Source organism: Sandaracinobacteroides sp. A072 (genome assembly GCF_052616365.1).
Genome location: NZ_JBQXGU010000003.1, coordinates 426,611 through 444,429, shown reverse-complemented (window position 1 = coordinate 444,429; position 17,819 = coordinate 426,611). Strand labels below are relative to the sequence as shown.

Below are 17,819 nucleotides of genomic sequence, written 5' to 3'. Positions count from 1 at the left end.
CGTGTCGCAAGACCGGCCCGAACGCTCCTCAAGATCCCAAACGCTTACGAACATCCCCGATTCCTCCGTGCAAGACGGATGCGATACGGAATGGGGTGGATGTTCCGCAGGCGTTCGCGGTCGCCAGCGAGTGCCATCTGGACCGATTGCCGCCTTTCTGGATTGACCGCCGGCCGCGGATTCACGATCATTCCCATATGCTTCCATTCTCGACCGAGTTCCCTGTAATCCCCAGCGACAACCGGGCTGCCTTCGTGGCGGAAGTGGTCGCTTGGATCCGCGGTATGCAGCATCAGACCGTGCTTTCGAGTAAGTCTGAGGCTGAGCTTGACAGAGCTAATGTTCACGTCCGCTCGAATAGCGGCGAAGAACTCCGCATGCGGGAGTTGCGGACCGGAGATGGCTGGACTGCCATCGGTATTCGGCACGACCTTCCCGATGATCTCGGGCGTGTTTGGCGAACGGAGTGCGTCCTGAAACGTGCTTCCGCAGAGGGTGGGCAGGACCTGGTCCGCCTTCGGACCCAGTGCATCGCTACAACACCGGGCGCACGACTCGACACCCCGCGAAAGCCGTATCTGATCAAGGCGCTCTTGAAAAACGGTTGGGGAGGAAAAGACCAGCAGTTCAGTGTCACCGACCAGCCTGTTTGGCTTGAGAACAATGATGCAGGCCTTGCTTTAGCGAAATCAGTGACTCTGGGCGATGCGGCGAAATGGCTTCCAACCGTCTACGTCTCTGCGACTGGGGTATCTTCCTGGCTGCTCAGCCAGCGGGAAATCGAGAAGCTTTCCTATGACCTCGGCGGGATCGCGCATGTCGTTGTCGAACCAGATCGAGCGTTCTCGTTTCAGCTTCGCGACGAGACCGAGGGCCGCAACGCCTATGGGGGGACGATTGGTTTGTCAGCTCCCGGACAGGGTATCGTTAGGCGATACTATCTCGGGTGGCAGATCCAAGACGGTAGAGATCTGGTTACCGCGATTGTGGCAGCGGCGTCGTCTTTGCGGAGTCAGATGCCAGCCTTCGGATGGGACTGGACGGAGCTGCAGGAGCAGGCTCTCCGCGTTCAGCGTGAACGTGAGAAGGATAGCCTGACCGAGGCAGAATGGAACCAGCTGCACCAGGAGCGGATCGACAACCTACATGACAGAATCCGTGAGCTTGAGCAGCAGGTCAGCGCAAGTCCTGCTGCGAGCCTCGGCACGGATGAGGCCGATTTCTCCATCGACAATCTAGTTCAGAGGGTCGGTCCGGAGGTTTATTCCGGCGAGATATCTGACAGGCTTCGATTTGCGGCAAAAACGACGTTGTCTGTCGCAGACCAGATCGGGCTGGACGCAAGGTCCAAAGCTATTTTTCAGCGTGTTGTCGAACGCCTACCCGCGTCGCCCGCGCTCGCCGAACTCTCACAGGATCTTGCGCGAGCGACCAAAGACCCTAAGCGGGTTGCCAGTGAACTGACTTCGCTCCTCGCCCGACATGGCTATACGGAGAAGTCAGACAACAAGCATATCCGACTTGAAGCGAACAAGGGTTTTGACGGCCTTGACTCCATCACGCTCCCGAAGACCCCAAGCGAGAACAGGGGCCAATGAACCTCCGGAAGCAAATCGAGCGCACACTTGGCCTCACGAAGCTTGGTGATTGAGCGGCCCTCACGCCGCCGCCGTCGCGATTCCATCCAGCCGCACCGCGACGCTGATAGCGCCATTCCCGGCCGCCTCGACGGCGACGCCGATGGGAAAGCGCCCCACGGCCGGTGAGGTCACTTCCTTCGCCGTGTTGTCCCACGCCACGCGCGCGCCGACGGTCAGCACGGCGGCGCTGGCCTTCGGCAGCTGGAATACGCCGGTGGTGGAGAGTTCGACGCGGCGGATAATATGCTGGCAAGGCCACGTGCCATATTGCTCACAGTACAATCAGGCCGTTCCTGTCGGTAACCTGCATTGGTCATGTCTCGTCCGGTCGCTTCATTCTCCCTGCAGGCGGCCTCGGTAACGACGACTGCCGCCTATCCTTGCGCCCGATCGGAGTAGAATGTCGAAGTCGCCGGACTGGCGCGTTTCGATTGAGATGATGGCCGATTTTCGAACAATTCTAGAGCGGTGCACACGCACAAATCCGTAAGTCGAAAGTTTCTCTTCCGTGTCTGCTATCGTTCGCCGCGCCATTTTTGTTCCGAACAGGCCGTGCAACTCGACATAGTTTCCTGCGGCTTCGACCCAATCGATTTCATCTGGCTTGAGCAGGAAGGTTCGGGTTCCATCCCGCACTTCTATAAGGGCCTGTGATGCCTGATGCTCCCTGGTTGAAGGGGCCTGGGTTGCGACAAGACGTCTTGCGACCGTGAAGACAAGGACGATTGATAGATAGGTGATCACGTCCTTCCGGAGTTCGAAGACGAGACTGTCGACGGGCGACTGACTCAGGCTGTATTCCTCGCCCGCCAATGCGAACGTGGCGGCGCGCAGGATGACCATGATCGCCGTATGCGCGAGCGAGAGTGAAAAGCATGCTGCCGCATGGCAAACTATCTGATGCACAAGGCGACGGCAGGCGAGGAACCGTTCTCCAAGCCACAATATGAGTGGAAGCAGGATCAGCCAGGCCACAAGGCTTGTGAACTCCAGCAACCAGGCCTTCCAGGCCTCAATCGGTATTCCCAGCGCCACTCTCTGATCGATGAGAGTGGTGGCGTTGACGATCATGTAAACAGACCCGAACGCCAGATAGGCAAGAGCGGTCAGCGCGCGATGGTCACGCCACCGCTGGCTTGATCCACCGCTGGGCATGTTGTCGCCGCCGCTCGTCAATTTGCCCCCTGCAACCAGCACATCGGGACCGCCGATTGTCACTTCCCGGCAGCACCCGGACCAAGCCCGCCATAATGCTTCGCTGCCATTAGATGCGAGGGAAGATCGATATGCAACAGCGTGCCATGCATGATGGCCGGCAATATGGCCTTGACTGGCTCAGGATCGGCGCATTCGGATTTTTGATCCTCTACCATATCGGCATGTTCTTCGTTCCATGGGGCTGGCACGTAAAGACAGCGGAGCCGGTGGAATGGTTGCGTTGGCCAATGATGGCCGTAAACCCTTGGCGCCTTTCGCTGCTCTTTCTGATTTCGGGCGTCGTCTCGCGGTCACTCATCATCAAGCTGGCCACGCCGGGAAACTTTGCCGCCAGTCGTTCATCGCGGCTGCTCATACCGCTTCTGGCCGGAATGCTGATCTTCGTTGCGCCGCAGCCATGGTTCGAACTGCGCGATAGGGGTGCTTATCAGGAAGGGTTTCTTCGCTTCTGGCTGGTCGATTATCTGGAATTCGGCGCCAGCCGCGGCACACCCCTGCCGACATGGAACCATCTCTGGTTCCTTGCCTATCTGTGGGCCTATTCCATGATATTCAGTCTTCTGGCTGCGTTGCCGGATCGTGCGCGTTCAGGGCTTCAGACGCTGTTCGACACGCTGTTTTCGGGCTGGCGTCTCTTCATTCTGCCGCTCATCTGGCTGTCGCTCGCGCGCATCTTTCTCCTCCCTGCGTTCGGAGAGACACACGCGCTGGTCGATGATCCCTATGCGCACGCCGTTTACGGGTTTGCCTTCTTCTTCGGCATCGGTCTTGCGCGCTCGCAAACTGCGTGGCGTGTCATTCATGACCACTGGAAACAGTGTCTGGCCGCATCGGTCCTGGCCTTTACAGCCATGATCTGGATTCAGATGTCAGGCCTCTGGCTTGCGGCTGAAGCCGTGGCATTGCCGGTATCGTGGGCCATTCTCGCCTGGTCCATGATTCTGGGGCTGCTGGGGCTGCTGGGGCTGGCGCAAAGCCGATTCCATCATGACGGCCCCGTCCGTCGCTATCTGACCGAGGCAATTTTCCCATATTACATCGTGCATCAGACTATCATCATAGCAGTCGGCTTTCATCTGAAGCAGGCGGGTGTTGGGCCATCCATGGAGTTCGCAGGGATCCTGCTGTCGACGCTTCTTGGCTGCGGCCTTGCTTATGAACTGGCAAGGCGGACATCCTGGTTACGGCCTTTCCTGGGGCTGAAATCCGTGGCGATCAGGACAAGGCGGCCCGCCTGAGTCTCGCGCAATGCATGCGGGTGCCTGTCTGCTTGCTTCATCCTGCAGTGCATGGAACCATGAGACGATATCCATGTTCTCGATTGACGGCAGGGCATGACGGGAGAGCGGGCCATTCTGACGGTTGGTGAAACCTGCTGGCGCATCGAACCAGCCCGTCGGTTCCGCTTCATCGTGGATGCGGCCGATTATTTCGTTGCCGCCCGCAAGGCCATGCTGTCGGCGCGGCGGAGCATATTGCTGATCGGCTGGGATTTCGATCCGCGCATCCGCATCGGCGATGCGGAGGATGGCGGGCCCGAATGTCTGGGGGATTTCATTCTCTGGCTCGCGGATCGAACGCCCGGGCTGGAGATCCGCTTGTTGCGCTGGGATACGGGTGCCCTGAAGGCCATGTTCCGGGGCAATTCGATCCTGTCCATCCTTCGGTGGAAGATGCACCCGCGTATTACCCTGAGGCTGGACGCCGCCCACCCGGTTGCCAGCGCGCACCATCAGAAGATCATCGTGATCGATGACAGTCTCGCCTTTTGCGGCGGGATCGACATGACGGTCGATCGCTGGGACACGCGCGCACACCTCGATGACAACCCCGAGCGCATCGAGCCGGATGGAAGCCCCTATGGCCCATGGCATGATGCAACCAGCCTGTTTGATGGTCCGGCCGCCCGCGCCATAGGTGATCTGGCGCGCACGCGCTGGCAGGCCGCCACCGGCGAGATTCTTCCGCCTTGCAAGGAGCAGCATGACTGCTGGCCTGAGGGGCTTGAGCCGGGCCTCGCGAACGCACAGCTCGGTATCGCACGCACGATACCGGCCATGGACGGGCAGGAGGCTGTGCATGAGATCGAGGCCGCCTATGTGGCCATGATCGCGATGGCGCGCCGGCACATTTATGTCGAAAGCCAGTATTTCGCGTCCCGGCGTATCGCACGCGCCATCGCCGAACGCCTTGTCGAGCCGGACGGTCCGGAAATCGTCATCGTGAACCCGGTGGAATCGGAAGGCTGGCTGGAGCCGCTTGCCATGGATACGGCGCGCGCCAGGCTGTTCGAAGCCCTGAAAAAACTCGACACGCAGGACCGTTTTCGAATCTATCATCCGCGCACCGCGCGCGGGGCGCCCATCCATGTCCATGCCAAGGTGATGGTGGTGGATGACAGGCTGCTCAGGGTCGGCTCGTCCAATCTGAACAACCGCTCGCTCAGGCTGGATACGGAATGCGATGTCATCCTGTCAGCCGGGCTGCCCGGCCTGGAGCATCTGGCACCTGCGATCGAAGCCCTGCGCGATGATCTGCTGGCCGAGCATCTGGATGTGCCTGCAGGCACTGTCAGCAGCAAGGTGAAGGCCACAGGCTCCCTCATCGCCACCATAGACGCCCTGCGCGGCGAAGGGCGTTCCCTGCATCCCTACAGGCTGCCAGAGCTTTCAGCCCTTTCGGAATGGCTTGCTGACAATGAAATCCTGGATCCCAACGGGCCTGAAGACCTGTTCGAGCATCCAGACCGCCGCGGGCTCTTCAAGGGATGGGGCCGTTTGCGGGCGCGATTCCGGCGGCATCGTCGCCACTAGGCGTGCTGCTTTCGGGTAAGCGGGGGAGGGTCACTGTGCACTTTCTGCCACAGGGGCCTGAAATTTCCTGCGCCTTGTGAAGGCATATTGCACAATAAAAGTGATAGGCGCAGCTTCGTGACAAGGGAAAACATATTCCTTGGGGAGAGTCACCATGAAGCGAGCCTACAGCCTGACATCTGCGTCTGGCGTCATTGCCATATGTTCCCTGACCATGAGCTTTGCCGCGCAGGCGCAGGATGCGCCACGCGTGAGCGAGGCGCCTGCCGTGGCAGGCGACATCATCGTGACGGCGACGCGCCGTGCACAGGCCCTGTCGGATGTTCCGATCGCGGTTTCGGCTCTTTCGGCTGACCAGCTGACCAACGCTGGCACCACCGACATCCGTTCGCTCAACCAGCTGGCGCCCTCCCTGCTTGTGTCCGGCGCCACCTCCGAGGCGAGCTTCACCGCGCGAATTCGTGGTGTCGGCACCGTCGGTGAAAACCCGGGCCTCGAAAGCTCCGTCGCCCTCTTCATCGATGGCGTCTATCGCTCGCGTACGGGCACCGGCCTTTCCGACCTTGGCGAGATCGAGCGCGTGGAGGTGCTGCGCGGCCCGCAGGGCACGCTGTTCGGTCGCAACGCCTCGGCCGGCATCATCAACGTCACCACCAAGAAACCCGCGTTCGAGACGGCCGCCTCGGCTGCGGTGACCTATGGCAATTACGACAATATCCGCGTGGAAGGCATGGTGAACGGCGTGATCGCCGAAGGCTTCGCCGCCGCCAAGCTGGAGGGGCTGTTCCACAAGCGCGACGGCTACATGAAGGACGTGGTCACCGGCCGCGACTTCAACGACCGCAACCGCTGGATGCTGCGCGGCCAGTTGCTGCTGGAGCCGAGCCCTGATGTCACCATCCGCATCATCGGTGATTATGCCGGCCGTGACGAGCAGTGCTGCGCCGCGTCCGTGCTCGATGCCGGTTCGCTTTCGCGCGATGCCGATGGCAATGTGATCACATCACCCAACACGCTTCTGCCGATCCTGCGCGCGCTTGGTTCCCAGATACAGCCGGGTGAATTGTTCAAGGTCGCCGTCAGCCCCTCCTCAAGCTACAGTGGCGATTCGACGGACTGGGGTCTTTCCGGCGAAATCAACTGGTCCACGGGGATCGGCACCCTCACCTCCATCACCGCCTACCGGGATTATGAATATGTCCAGGGGCAGGATGGCGATTTCAGCAACCTCGACATCTGGGCGCGAACCGATTTCCAGCGCCGCTTCCGCACCTTCAGCCAGGAATTGCGGATGCAGGGCACCCTGTTCGAGGACCGGCTCGACTGGCTTGTCGGCGGCTATTATTCGGATGAAAAACTCTTCCTTTCCGATAATATCCAGTTCGGCGCCGACAGCGAACGCTTCGGGGACTGCCTTGTTGCAAACGCGTTGAACGCGGCGTTCCCCGGCACGCTCAATCCGGCGGTTCCGCGCTGCACCAACCTGCCGGCAAGCGTGTGGCCGGGCTATGCGAATCTTGCGGCAGCGCTGGGCGCGCCGCGCCTGCCCGGCACCGGGTCTACGGGGGATGGCTGGTTCCGGCACAACAGCCGCAACTATGCCTTCTTCACCCACAATGTGATCGACATCATCCCCGACACGCTGACCCTGACGCTCGGCGCGCGCTACACCAACGAACGCAAGACCATTGAATCGGTGTTTGACAGCAGCAACCAGCTGTGCACCGCGCTCCGCGCCATCGCGTCCACGGCGGCGGCGCTGCCCTGTGCCATCAACTCGACTGGTGGACCGGGCTTCAGCAAGGGCGATGTCGGCACCCGCATCAGCGAGGGCAAGTGGACTGGCACCGCCTCCCTCGCCTGGAAGCCGAACGAGGATGTCATGGTCTATGGCAGCTGGGCACGCGGCTACAAGGCGGGCGGTTTCAACCTTGACGGCTCCGCGCTCGATCCGGTCTGCAACCCCAATGCGGGCACGGCAGCCCAGCAGGCCGCCTGCGCTGCGCAACTGGCGCGCCCGGCCTACACGAGCGGCAATGCCCGCCCGGAGGCGACCGACCTGCAATTCTCTGCCGAGACGGTCGATGCCTATGAATTCGGCGTGAAGTTCTCGAAGCCGGGTTTCTCGGCGAACCTTGCCCTCTTCAAGCAGGATTTCAACGACTTCCAGCTGAACACCTACAATGGCGTCAACTTCGAGGTGACGAACATCCAGGCCTGCCGCGATGATCTTGGTGGTGCGGATTCGGATGGCTCGGCGCTGACCGGCGCCTGCGCCCCGGACCGGCTGAAGCCCGGCGTGTCTTCGAAGGGGGTGGAGCTCGAACTGTCGGCTTCGCCCATCCGCAATCTGTCCTTCACCCAGGGCCTGACCTACACGGATACACGCTTCGCTTCGAATCTGGTGGGCACACAGGGCCGTCCGCTGGCGCCGACCCTGTTCCAGCTTCCGGGTCGCCGCATGTCGAACGCGCCGGAGTTCGTGATGTCCGGTTCCGCCTCCTGGACACCGGATCTCGGGGATAGCGGTCTCAAGGGCCTTGTCTACGTCGATTATCGCTTCCAGTCGGATACCAACACCGGCTCCGACCTCGATATCGAGAAGATCCAGGATGCCTATGTGATCGTGAACGGCCGCATCGGCATCGCCGGGCCGGATCGCCGCTGGTCGGTCGAACTGTGGGGCCAGAACCTGTTCAACAAGCAGTATTTCCAGATCGGCGCGGACATGCCGCTGCAGGGCTCGGGCACCTTCCGGGGCGTTGCAAGCGGCCTTCAGAACAATACGAACGCGCTTTTCGTCACCTTCCCGGGGGAACCGCGCATGTTCGGAATCACCGGCCGCGTCCGCTTCTGAACCGGGCTGTCGCGGGGCTTCGGCCCTGCCAGCTTCAAGGGGCCGGGGGGGGATCCTCCCGGCCCTTTCTTCTGGTTGCAAGGCGCCTGCCGCACTGGCGGGGCTGTTTGCCATTCGCTGCAATCTCAGCACTTCAAACAGGGCTCGCGGGGCTTGACCCGGAGCGCCCTTGCAGCGAGAGGGGCCGCGCCATGGATATCAACAAGATCCCGATCGGGGAAAACCCGCCCAAGGACGTTTACGCCATCATCGAGATTCCGATGGGCGGCGTTCCCGTGAAATATGAACTGGACAAGGAATCGGGCGCGATGTTCGTCGACCGCTTCCTGCACACGGCCATGTTCTATCCCGGAAACTATGGTTTCATCCCGCACACCCTGTCCGATGACGGTGACCCTTGCGATGTGATCGTGGTGGGTCCGCATGCCGTCGTGCCCGGCTCCGTCATCCGCTGCCGGCCCATCGGCGCGCTGATGATGGAAGATGAAAGCGGCGGGGACGAGAAGATCATCGCCGTGCCGGTGGACAAGCTCCACCCCTTCTACACCAATGTGCGCAACTACACCGATCTTCCCACTGTCCTGATCGAGCAGATCGGCCACTTCTTCCAGCACTACAAGGATCTGGAAAAGGGCAAGTGGGCCAAGATTTCGCGTCTTGTCGATGTGACGGGTGCGGAAGAAATGGTTGCGGCGGCGATCGAGCGCGCAAAGGCCGCCAAGACGGCCTGACCGGCAGCGCCCTTCGGGGCCTGCCCTTGGAACGGTAAACCCTGCTCCCCATCGGGGGCGGGGCGTTTCCCATTTCCCGCGCAATCCTCTTGACGGCATCTGCCAATATCCCATTTCTTGATGTGCGGCAGGCCATGGCTCTGGCTGTCATGGCTGCCGGGCTGGTGGCGCGCCTGCTCGGCCTTGCCTCCTCGGTCGCGCCGATGTGACAGGAGACAAGATGATGGATTTTCGTTCCCTCATTCCGTTCCGCACCGGCCATGTCGAGCAGACGACCGGCTCCGATCCCTTCTCGATGCTCCGGCGCGAGATGGACAGGATGTTCGAGGATTATGGCTGCAGTTGGCAGCTTCCGCCGGCCTTGTCGGCAGGAAACGGCTTTCTCAGCCCGTGCGTGGATATTGCCGAGACCGAAAGCGGGCTTGAACTGACCGCCGAACTTCCCGGAATCGCCGAGAAGGACATCCATGTCGAAATCGAGGATGGCGTGCTGACGCTCAGGGCCGAGCATTCCGCCGAGCGCACGGAAGATGACGAAAAGCGGAAATATCATCTCGTCGAGCGCAGCCGCGGCAGCTATCTGCGCCGCTTCCAGTTTCCCTTCAAGGCAGAAGAGGACAAGGTGGAAGCCCGGTTCGACAATGGTGTGCTGAAGGTGACCATTCCGCGTGCGGCGGCACAGGGCAATGGCGGCCGCAAGATCGAGGTGAAGAAGGCCTGACGGCAGGCCTGACAGAAGGGTGGGGCGGTCCGCTGATCCGGCCTTCCTGAAAGGCCGCGCTTCACAGGCCCGCCCGCCCGGCCTATTCCCTTTCCCATGCAGGGAAAGGGAAAGAGAATGTTCAGGGCAGCCGCCGCAGGATTTCTGCTACTGGCCGCCGGGGCTGCCCAGGCCGCCCCGGCTGACGACTTCCGCGCGCTTCTAGATGACCACTGGGCCTGGTGGCTTTCCGAAAACCCGGTAAACGCAACCCTCGTGGGGGAGCGGGGGCACGACGACAGGCTCGATGACCTGTCGCTGGCGGCGATGGACCGGGCCACCGCCCGCGCGGCGGATTTTCGCAAGCGCCTCGCCGCGATTCCGAAAGGCGCGCTCTCGGCTGAAGACCGGGTTTCGGCCGACATCCTCGACCGGGTTCTCGCCCGGCAGGTGGATGGCAACCGCTTTGCCGCGCGCGCCATGCTCTTCACCAACCGCGAGGGCTTCCACAGCTGGTTCTCCAGCCTGCCGCGCCAGCTTCCCTTCTTCACCCGCGCCGATCATGAAAGCTATCTTGCCCGGCTCGAAGCCTTTCCGGCCCAGATGGAGCAGGCCATCGCCACCACCCGCTTTGCCATCAGCGCCGGACAGGTGCTGCCCTGCGCCGTGCTGGACGGGCTGGAACCGGGCGTGCGCCAGCTGGCCGAGCCGGTCGCCACGTCGCGTTTCATGGCGCCCTATGCCAGCCGCCCGGCCAGCATGACAGAAGCCGACTGGGTGGCGCTGAAGGCGCGCGCCGGCGCCCTAGTCGAGACGAAGGTGAACCCGGCCTATATCCGCTTCGCCGATTTCCTCGCGAAGGACTATCTGCCTGTCTGCGCCAAGGCGGTGGGCGTTTCGGCCCGGCCCGAGGGGCGGGATTATTATGTCTGGCGCGTGGCGCAGGAAACGACGACCAGCCTGACGCCCGATCAGGTCCATGCCATCGGCCTGGACGAAGTCGCGCGCATCCGGGCCGAGATGGAGACGGTTGCGAAACAGGCGGGCTTCGACAGCCGCGAGGCCTATGTCGCCCATCTGCGGACGGACCCTGCATATTATGCAAAAACGCCTGAGGAACTGATGGCCGCCGCCAGCCGGCAGGCCAAGATCGCCGATGGCTGGATGCCGCGCCTGTTCGGCCGGCTGCCGCGCCTGCCCTATACGCTGCGGGACATTCCGGCCGACATCGCGCCCGGCACGACGACGGCCTATTACATGCCCGGTTCGGCAGCCACGGGCACGGCCGGCACCTATTATGTGAACACCTCCAAGCTGAACGAGCGGCCGCTGTTCGAGCTTCCGGCGCTCACCATCCACGAAGCCGTGCCGGGCCATCACCACCAGATCGCGCTGGCCCAGGAACTCGACTTGCCGCCCTTCCGTCGCCACGCCGCCTTCTTCACCGCCTTCGTCGAGGGCTGGGGCCTCTATTCCGAGCGGCTGGGGATCGAAATGGGCATGTACGACACCCCCGCGCGCGACATGGGGCGCCTGTCCTACGAAATGTGGCGCGCGACGCGGCTGGTCGTCGATACCGGCATGCACTGGAAGGGCTGGAGCCGCGACAGGGCGATTGCCTATATGCTCGACAATACGGCGCTCAGCCGGGCCAATGTCGAGGCGGAAGTGAACCGCTATATCGCCTGGCCGGGGCAGGCCCTTGGCTACAAGATCGGCGAGCTGAAGATCCGGGAGCTGCGGGCGGACGCGGAGCGCAGGCTCGGCAGAGCCTTCGACCTGCGCGCCTTCCACGACATGGTGCTCGAAGCCGGCCCGCTTCCGCTCGACCTGCTGGAACAACGGGCGCGCGACTGGATCGCGCATCAGGCGCCGAGCTGAGGCGGGGCATGCCGGCCCTTTTCCAGTCGCCAAAACTTCACTACGGGTCTTGGCCATGGAACCTGTCAACACCATCGCCGGCCGTGCCGTTCCCTTCGGCGCCGCCAATGTCGACACCGATGTCATCATCCCGGCGCGCTTCCTGAAGGCCGTGACCCGCGTGGGGCTGGGCAAGGGCGCCTTCGCGAACCTGCGGGAAGACCCGGAGAATGTCTTCGACAAGCCCGAGAACAAGGGCGCGCCGATCCTGATCGCCGGCGATAATTTCGGCTGCGGTTCCAGCCGCGAGCATGCCCCCTGGGCGCTGATGGACATGGGCTTCCGCGCCGTGATCGCGCCGAGCTTTGCCGACATCTTCTCGGGCAACAGCTTCAAGAACGGGCTGCTGCTCGTGGCGCTGCCGCAGGCGCAGGTGGACCGGCTGATGGAGGTGGCCGCAGAAGGCCAGCCGATCACCATCGATCTTGAATCCCAGGTGGTGACCACCCCCTATCAGGACAGGTTCGAATTCCCGATCGACCCCTTCCGCAAACATTGCCTGATGAACGGCCTGGACGAAATCGGCCTGACGCTGGCCATGGCGGACCAGATCACGACCCATGAAGCCCGGCTGGCAGCCGAGCGGCCCTGGGTTGCGGGCGCTGCCCGCCGGCAGGAGGCCGCCTGATGCCCCGTCTGCTTCTCCTGCCCGGCGATGGAATCGGCCCGGAAGTCACGGCCGAAAGCCGCCGCATTCTCGATGCGCTCGCCCTGCCGGGCCTCGAAATCGCCGAGGCGGCCTTCGGCGGCGCCTCGATCGATGCCCATGGCGTGCCCCTGACCGATTCGGTGCTCGAAGAGGCCCTTGCAAGCGATGCCGTGCTGATGGGCGCCGTTGGCGGGCCGAAATGGGCCGATGTCGCCTATGACCGCAGGCCGGAAGCCGGGCTTCTGAAGCTGCGCGCCCGGATGGACGTCTATGCCAATCTGCGCCCCGCGCGCTGCTTCGCGGCGCTGGCGGACGCCTCCAGCCTGAAGCGCGAGCTGGTCGAGGGCCTCGACATCCTGTTCGTGCGCGAACTGGTTGGCGGGGTCTATTTCGGCGAGCCGCGCGGAATCGAGACGCTGCCCGATGGCCAGCGCCGCGGTTTCAACACCCAGAGCTACACCACATCGGAAATCCGGCGTGTCGCGCGGGTGGCCTTCGAGCTGGCGCGCGGGCGCACGGGCAAGGTCTGCTCGGTCGAGAAGGCCAATGTCATGGAATCGGGCGTTCTCTGGCGCGAGGAAGTGCAGAAGCTGCGCGACGAAGCCTATCCCGACATCGCCCTGAGCCACATGTATGCCGACAATTGCGCCATGCAGCTGGTGAAGGCCCCGCTTCAGTTCGATGTGATCCTCACCGACAATCTCTTCGGGGATCTGCTGTCCGATCTCGCCGCCATGTCCACCGGCTCGCTTGGCATGCTGCCGTCCGCCGCCCTGGGCGATGCCGGCAGGCCCGGCCTTTACGAGCCAATCCATGGGTCCGCCCCCGACATCGCCGGGCAGGGCGCGGCCAACCCTTGCGCGTCCATCCTCAGCCTTGCCATGGCGTTGCGCCACTCGCTTGGCGCGGCGGATGCCGCCGACAGGGTCGAGCGCGCGGTCGAGGCTGCGCTCGACGCGGGCGCCCGCACGCGCGATCTGGGCGGAACGCTCGGCACGGCGGCCATGGGTGACGCCATTCTGGCGCTGCTGTGATCGACGAGAACCGGCATCTGCGCCGCGCCCGCCGCGCGCTGAGGCCGAAACGGCTCGTATCCGCCTTCCTCACCGGCCTCGCCTTCCTGGCGCCGCTGCTGCTGACAGCCATCGTGCTGGGCTGGGTGTTCAGCCAGCTGATTTCCTTTGTCGGCCCCGATTCGGTGATCGGCCAGATCATCACGGCTGGCGGCCGTCTCTTTACCGGCGCACCGGAGAGCCCGCTCCTGTCCTTCAGCATCGGCGTACTGCTGTTACTGGCCGGCATCACCGCTCTCGGCCTTCTGGTGCGGGACAAGGCAAAACAGGTTCTGGAAGACGCCATCGACAGCGGAATCGGGCGTATCCCGATTCTGGGCGGCATCTACCGGCCCGTGGCGCAACTGGTGCGCAGCATGAGCGGCAGCCGGTCGGAGCAGATGGCCAGCATGGGCGTCTGCCGCGTGACCTTCGGCGGCGGAATCGAGACGATCGCCTTTCTGGCTTCCAATGAAATCTTCGACATCGGTGGTGGCCCGGCGAAGCTGGTGCTGATTCCCACCGCGCCGGTGCCAGTGGGCGGCGCCCTCATCCTCGTGCCGGTGGAAAAGGTGCAGGTGATCCCGAGCATGAAGTTCGAGGATCTCGCGCGGCTCTACCTGACCATGGGCATGACCCCGCCACCCCAGATGCGGATGCCGGGCGGCCTTGCCGCCGCGCCCGAGGCACCGGCAGGCCCCGCAACGACCCCGCCGGCCACAATCACGCCATCAGCGGGCATGGCGCCGCCTGCTGCCGAAGATGGCGAGGCCGGGCGCTGATTGCACGGCATCGCTTTTTTCCTGCACTTTCCCCTTGCCCTTTGCGCGCATGCTGGCTAAGGCCGGCCCTCCAGAGTGGGCGCGTAGCTCAGTGGTAGAGCACTGTGTTGACATCGCAGGGGTCGCAAGTTCAATCCTTGCCGCGCCCACCATCTTTTCCCCTTCCATAAGGCACAAGCGCCGGCCCTGACCGGCCCCGGCATGGCCTGGAAAGCGCCTGAAACTGCTTGATCGGTTTCGGCTGGCGGTGGTAACAGCCCAACGCTCAGGCGGGTATGATGTAATGGTAGCCTGTCAGCTTCCCAAGCTGATCGCGCGGGTTCGATTCCCGCTACCCGCTCCAGCCCGCCGGTTCCGGCGAGTTGACATCCCCAGCTTTCCCATGCCCCTGCTTGCCCCGTCCAGCAGCGGGGAGAAGGCGGTATGGGTGACATGGCAGAGGGGTTCGAAACCATTCTCTACGGCAAGCCGGCCGATCATGTCGTCCGCATCTGCCTCAACAGGCCCGAAAAGGCCAATGCGCAGAACACGCTGCTTTTGCATGAACTGAACAGCGCCTTCGATCGCGCCGCGCGTGACAATGCTGTGAAGGTTGTGATTCTCGCTGGCGCGGGTCGGCATTTTTCGGCCGGGCATGACCTGCGCGAAAGCCCGGAAGAGGCTGATCCCTCCCGCTTCGAGCCGGTGGGCACCTGGTGCGGCTTTGGCAGCGACGGGCAGGAAGGCCCCTTCCAGCGCGAGAAGGAAATCTACCAGGGCTTCTCGGAGCGTTGGCGCAATTTCTCCAAGCCGACCATCGCCGAAGTCCATGGCCTGTGTGTCGCGGGCGGCCTGATGCTGGTCTGGCCGTGCGACATCATCGTCTGTTCGGAAGACGCGCGCTTCATGGACAATGCCGTGGACATGGGCATCCCCGGAGTCGAATTCTTCGCCCACCCATGGGAGCTGGGGCCACGCAAGGCCAAGGAGTTCCTGTTCACGGCAGACATGTGGGACGCGCGCGAAGCCCATCGCCTCGGCATGGTGAACCATGTGGTGAAGCGCGAGGATCTGGAAGGCTTCACCCTCGATCTGGCGCGGCGCATCGCCCGCAAGCCGCTGTTCGCCCTGAAGGCCGCGAAGGAAGCGGTGAACAACGCACAGGATGCAGCGGGGCGCACCACCGTGATGAACGCCCAGTTCGCGCTGCACCATCTGTGCCATTCCCACAACATGCAGAAATACGGCATGTCGATCGACCCCAATTCGGATGGCGCGCGGCTGATGGCCGGAAAGGCCAAATCCGGTTGAGATGCCCTCCGCTTCGCTATCAATCCCTGCCGCGCCGCCTGAAGGCGGCGGCAAGAAGCAGATAGAGCACAAGCCCCGCCGGCCCGGCCATCAGGGTCAGGCCAAGGAGAGGCAGCAGCAGCCAGTGCGGCACGCCGGCCTTCGGCGCATCGGCTGCCATCCAGCTTCCAACGAAAAGGTCGAAGGCCAGGAAGTGTATCCACGCGCCCAGCATGGCTTCCCTGCGGGAAAGAAGGGCGATCACGCCGTCCAGCGTATCGAAACCCGCGCCTTCCGGAAGCCCGCCGCCCATGGCGAGGCCGCGCGCCAATAGCAGCACATAGATGGCCGCGACCGAGGCTGCCGCAATGCGCGCGGCCAGCACCAGTGCGTTGCGTTTCAGCGGGGCAAGGGCAAGTGCCAGCCAGCCGCCAAGCGCCAGCCAGTTGGCGATTGCAAAAACCAGATCCGCCCGTTCCATGCGCCAGCCTTCCCGCTTTTCCGCTGCTGCGCGCCACGCTACAGCGACAGCATGAACAGCACCACCCGCACCCGCGCCTCCTCCGGTTCCCCGTTCGAGGCAAGCATCGGCTTTTCCCGCGCTGTCCGCGTGGGCGACCGAATCCTCGTTTCCGGCACCGCGCCTGTCGAGCCGGACGGCAGCTCGACGCCCGGCGATGCCGAGGCGCAGACCGCGCGCTGCCTCGAGGTCATTCTGGCGGCGATCGGGCAGCTGGGCGGCACTGCCGCCGACGTGGTGCGGACCCGCGTTTTCCTTGTGGACCCTGCCGACGCCGACGGCGCGGGCCGGGCGCATGGCCGCATCTTCGGGGACATCCGGCCCGCCTCCACCATGATTGCAGGCGCCGTGCTGCTGCGGCCGGAATGGCGCGTGGAGCTGGAAGCGGAGGCCATTGTGGGCGGGCATGGCTGAGCCGGCGCTTTCGCCCGCGGCCGCGCGCCTTGCGGCAGCCGGCCAGGCAAGCGCATGGGCCATCGCCGACGAGGCGCTGCGCCGGGTTGCCGCTGGCGAGGACATACTGTTGATGACGCTGGGCGACCCTGTCTGCCCGCCGCACCCGGCCATCGTGGAAGCGACCTGCAAGGCGCTTCACGGCGGGCGGACACACTACACCCCGCTTCTGGGCGAACCGGCCCTGCGGGCTGCTGTCGCGCGTGCGGAAGGCTGTGCGCCCGATGATGTGGTGATCGTGCCGGGCGCGCAGCATGCGGCGCTTTCGGTGATGGCGATGATCGCCGGCGAAGGCGACGAGGTGATCCTGTCCGCCCCCTATTATGCGACCTATCCGGGCGTTGTCGCATCCAGCGGCGCGCGGCCGCATGTGGTTCCGTCCCGCCCGGACCTGTCCATCGATGTCGAGGCGATTGCGGCAGCGATAACCCCGGCCACGCGCGCTATATTCCTCAACAGCCCCTGCAATCCCAGCGGTGCAGCGCTCACACAGGCAGATTTCGCCCGGCTGTCCGGGCTCTGCACGGCACATGATCTGTGGCTGGTGGTGGATGAAGTCTATGCCCGCTTCCGCTTCGATGGCGCCCATGTCGGTGCGTGGGCCAATGGCCCGGCCGGGCGCACGGTGGTGCTGAACAGCCTGTCCAAAAGCCACGCCATGACAGGCTATCGCATCGGCTGGGTGCTGGCGCCCCCCGCCCTGGTGCGGGCGCTGGCCGACTGGCAGGCCGCCGCGCTCTTCGGGGTCAGCCAGTTCGTGCAGGATGCCGCCGTCGCGGCGCTCAGCCTGCCGGAAAGCGCGTTTGCCACCTACCGCTCCGGATTTGCCCGGCGTGCAGCCCAGGTGGTGGAGCGGGCGAATGCGATCCCGGGCCTTTCCGCCCGCATGCCCGTCGGCGGCATGTTCGTGATGCTGGACATCCGGGGCATTCACCCGGATGACAGGATTGTCGCGCGCCGCATGCTGGACGAGGCCGGGGTTGCGGTGGTGCCAGGCAGCGGCTTCGGGCCAAGCGGGCAGGGCCATGTGCGCGTAAGCCTTACGGGCGATGCCGCAATGCTGGATCGCGCCTTCGATCGCATTGCGTTGATGGCGGCCGCATCCGCCGGCCTGACGGCGCCGCTGGGCAGGCATGCTGGCTGATCGAATATGAATACAGCCACGGAAGACCTTGGAAGGTCTTCCGTGGCTGCGTCAACGGGCCTGCGCCCGCG

At 63.8% G+C, this 17,819-nt stretch carries 16 protein-coding genes and 2 tRNA genes; 15 read left to right on the top strand and 3 right to left on the bottom strand.

Translation table 11 applies throughout. The annotated features are described in order from the left end of the window. On the top strand, positions 1–1,598 hold a 1,598-nt coding region (locus ACUJ46_RS11080), incomplete at its 5' end, for a hypothetical protein (RefSeq protein WP_445390549.1). A 60-nt stretch (positions 1,599–1,658) separates the two neighbouring features. Here the strand turns inward: ACUJ46_RS11080 and ACUJ46_RS11075 are convergent. Together ACUJ46_RS11075 and ACUJ46_RS11070 are read right to left on the bottom strand one after the other, a co-directional pair. After that, complete coding sequence (locus tag ACUJ46_RS11075) at positions 1,659–1,922, bottom strand: DUF2190 family protein (RefSeq protein ID WP_445390548.1); 264 nt, start codon at positions 1,920–1,922, stop codon at positions 1,659–1,661. 51 nt (positions 1,923–1,973) lie between these two features. Continuing rightward, on the bottom strand, positions 1,974–2,858 hold the full coding sequence (locus tag ACUJ46_RS11070; protein WP_445390547.1) for a LytTR family DNA-binding domain-containing protein: 885 nt from the start codon (positions 2,856–2,858) through the stop codon (positions 1,974–1,976). A gap of 68 nt (positions 2,859–2,926) precedes the next feature. Between ACUJ46_RS11070 and ACUJ46_RS11065 the strand changes: the two genes are divergently transcribed. The 12 genes from ACUJ46_RS11065 to ACUJ46_RS11010 all read left to right on the top strand — a co-directional run bounded on the left by ACUJ46_RS11065 (position 2,927) and on the right by ACUJ46_RS11010 (position 15,652). After that, positions 2,927–4,096, top strand: a complete 1,170-nt coding sequence (locus ACUJ46_RS11065; RefSeq protein ID WP_445390546.1) for an acyltransferase family protein — start codon at positions 2,927–2,929, stop codon at positions 4,094–4,096. A gap of 96 nt (positions 4,097–4,192) precedes the next feature. After that, entirely contained in the window at positions 4,193–5,671 is a 1,479-nt protein-coding gene (locus tag ACUJ46_RS11060) for a phospholipase D-like domain-containing protein (RefSeq protein WP_445390545.1), read from the top strand. 214 nt (positions 5,672–5,885) lie between these two features. Beyond that, entirely contained in the window at positions 5,886–8,528 is a 2,643-nt protein-coding gene (locus tag ACUJ46_RS11055) for a TonB-dependent receptor (RefSeq protein WP_445390544.1), read from the top strand. Between the two features lie 191 nt (positions 8,529–8,719). Beyond that, complete coding sequence (gene ppa / locus ACUJ46_RS11050) at positions 8,720–9,259, top strand: inorganic diphosphatase (protein ID WP_445390543.1); 540 nt, start codon at positions 8,720–8,722, stop codon at positions 9,257–9,259. 223 nt (positions 9,260–9,482) lie between these two features. After that, on the top strand, positions 9,483–9,980 hold the full coding sequence (locus ACUJ46_RS11045) for an Hsp20/alpha crystallin family protein (protein ID WP_445390542.1): 498 nt from the start codon (positions 9,483–9,485) through the stop codon (positions 9,978–9,980). Between the two features lie 117 nt (positions 9,981–10,097). After that, positions 10,098–11,840: a DUF885 domain-containing protein gene (locus ACUJ46_RS11040; RefSeq protein ID WP_445390541.1), complete on the top strand. Its 1,743-nt coding sequence runs from the start codon at positions 10,098–10,100 to the stop codon at positions 11,838–11,840. A 55-nt stretch (positions 11,841–11,895) separates the two neighbouring features. After that, positions 11,896–12,507: a 3-isopropylmalate dehydratase small subunit gene (gene leuD / locus ACUJ46_RS11035; protein ID WP_445390540.1), complete on the top strand. Its 612-nt coding sequence runs from the start codon at positions 11,896–11,898 to the stop codon at positions 12,505–12,507. Beyond that, complete coding sequence (gene leuB, locus ACUJ46_RS11030; protein WP_445390539.1) at positions 12,507–13,562, top strand: 3-isopropylmalate dehydrogenase; 1,056 nt, start codon at positions 12,507–12,509, stop codon at positions 13,560–13,562. The genes leuD and leuB overlap by 1 nt, the downstream gene beginning before the upstream one ends. Next, positions 13,559–14,362 carry a DUF502 domain-containing protein gene (locus ACUJ46_RS11025; protein ID WP_445390538.1) on the top strand — a complete coding sequence of 268 codons (804 nt, stop codon included), beginning with the start codon at positions 13,559–13,561 and terminating at the stop codon, positions 14,360–14,362. Before leuB ends, ACUJ46_RS11025 begins: the two co-directional genes overlap by 4 nt. Before the next feature lie 77 nt (positions 14,363–14,439). Next, positions 14,440–14,514 (top strand) — tRNA-Val (locus ACUJ46_RS11020). A 117-nt stretch (positions 14,515–14,631) separates the two neighbouring features. Beyond that, positions 14,632–14,705, top strand: a tRNA-Gly gene (locus ACUJ46_RS11015). A gap of 80 nt (positions 14,706–14,785) precedes the next feature. Further along, on the top strand, positions 14,786–15,652 hold the full coding sequence (locus ACUJ46_RS11010) for an enoyl-CoA hydratase (RefSeq protein WP_445390537.1): 867 nt from the start codon (positions 14,786–14,788) through the stop codon (positions 15,650–15,652). Between the two features lie 19 nt (positions 15,653–15,671). Here the strand turns inward: ACUJ46_RS11010 and ACUJ46_RS11005 are convergent, their stop codons facing one another. Beyond that, positions 15,672–16,112 carry an abscisic acid-deficient protein Aba4 family protein gene (locus ACUJ46_RS11005; RefSeq protein WP_445390536.1) on the bottom strand — a complete coding sequence of 147 codons (441 nt, stop codon included), beginning with the start codon at positions 16,110–16,112 and terminating at the stop codon, positions 15,672–15,674. Between the two features lie 51 nt (positions 16,113–16,163). Between ACUJ46_RS11005 and ACUJ46_RS11000 the strand changes: the two genes are divergently transcribed. Together ACUJ46_RS11000 and ACUJ46_RS10995 are read left to right on the top strand one after the other, a co-directional pair. After that, positions 16,164–16,565, top strand: coding sequence for a RidA family protein (locus ACUJ46_RS11000; RefSeq protein WP_445390535.1), 402 nt, complete (start codon positions 16,164–16,166; stop codon positions 16,563–16,565). After that, positions 16,558–17,748 (top strand): pyridoxal phosphate-dependent aminotransferase, encoded by a 1,191-nt coding sequence (locus ACUJ46_RS10995; protein ID WP_445390534.1) that lies wholly within the window; start codon positions 16,558–16,560, stop codon positions 17,746–17,748. Before ACUJ46_RS11000 ends, ACUJ46_RS10995 begins: the two co-directional genes overlap by 8 nt. Positions 17,749–17,819: the final 71 nt, after the last annotated feature.

Bases quoted from the DNA above. Each gene is read 5' to 3' on its own strand.
- ACUJ46_RS11000 (WP_445390535.1), top strand. From the start codon at position 16,164: ATGAACAGCACCACCCGCACCCGCGCCTCCTCCGGTTCCCCGTTCGAG.
- leuB (WP_445390539.1), top strand. From the start codon at position 12,507: ATGCCCCGTCTGCTTCTCCTGCCCGGCGATGGAATCGGCCCGGAAGTC.
- ppa (WP_445390543.1), top strand. From the start codon at position 8,720: ATGGATATCAACAAGATCCCGATCGGGGAAAACCCGCCCAAGGACGTT.
- ACUJ46_RS10995 (WP_445390534.1), top strand. From the start codon at position 16,558: ATGGCTGAGCCGGCGCTTTCGCCCGCGGCCGCGCGCCTTGCGGCAGCC.
- ACUJ46_RS11055 (WP_445390544.1), top strand. From the start codon at position 5,886: ATGAGCTTTGCCGCGCAGGCGCAGGATGCGCCACGCGTGAGCGAGGCG.
- leuD (WP_445390540.1), top strand. From the start codon at position 11,896: ATGGAACCTGTCAACACCATCGCCGGCCGTGCCGTTCCCTTCGGCGCC.
- ACUJ46_RS11040 (WP_445390541.1), top strand. From the start codon at position 10,098: ATGTTCAGGGCAGCCGCCGCAGGATTTCTGCTACTGGCCGCCGGGGCT.
- ACUJ46_RS11060 (WP_445390545.1), top strand. From the start codon at position 4,193: ATGACGGGAGAGCGGGCCATTCTGACGGTTGGTGAAACCTGCTGGCGC.
- ACUJ46_RS11005 (WP_445390536.1), bottom strand. From the start codon at position 16,112: ATGGAACGGGCGGATCTGGTTTTTGCAATCGCCAACTGGCTGGCGCTT.
- ACUJ46_RS11045 (WP_445390542.1), top strand. From the start codon at position 9,483: ATGGATTTTCGTTCCCTCATTCCGTTCCGCACCGGCCATGTCGAGCAG.
- ACUJ46_RS11065 (WP_445390546.1), top strand. From the start codon at position 2,927: ATGCAACAGCGTGCCATGCATGATGGCCGGCAATATGGCCTTGACTGG.
- ACUJ46_RS11010 (WP_445390537.1), top strand. From the start codon at position 14,786: ATGGGTGACATGGCAGAGGGGTTCGAAACCATTCTCTACGGCAAGCCG.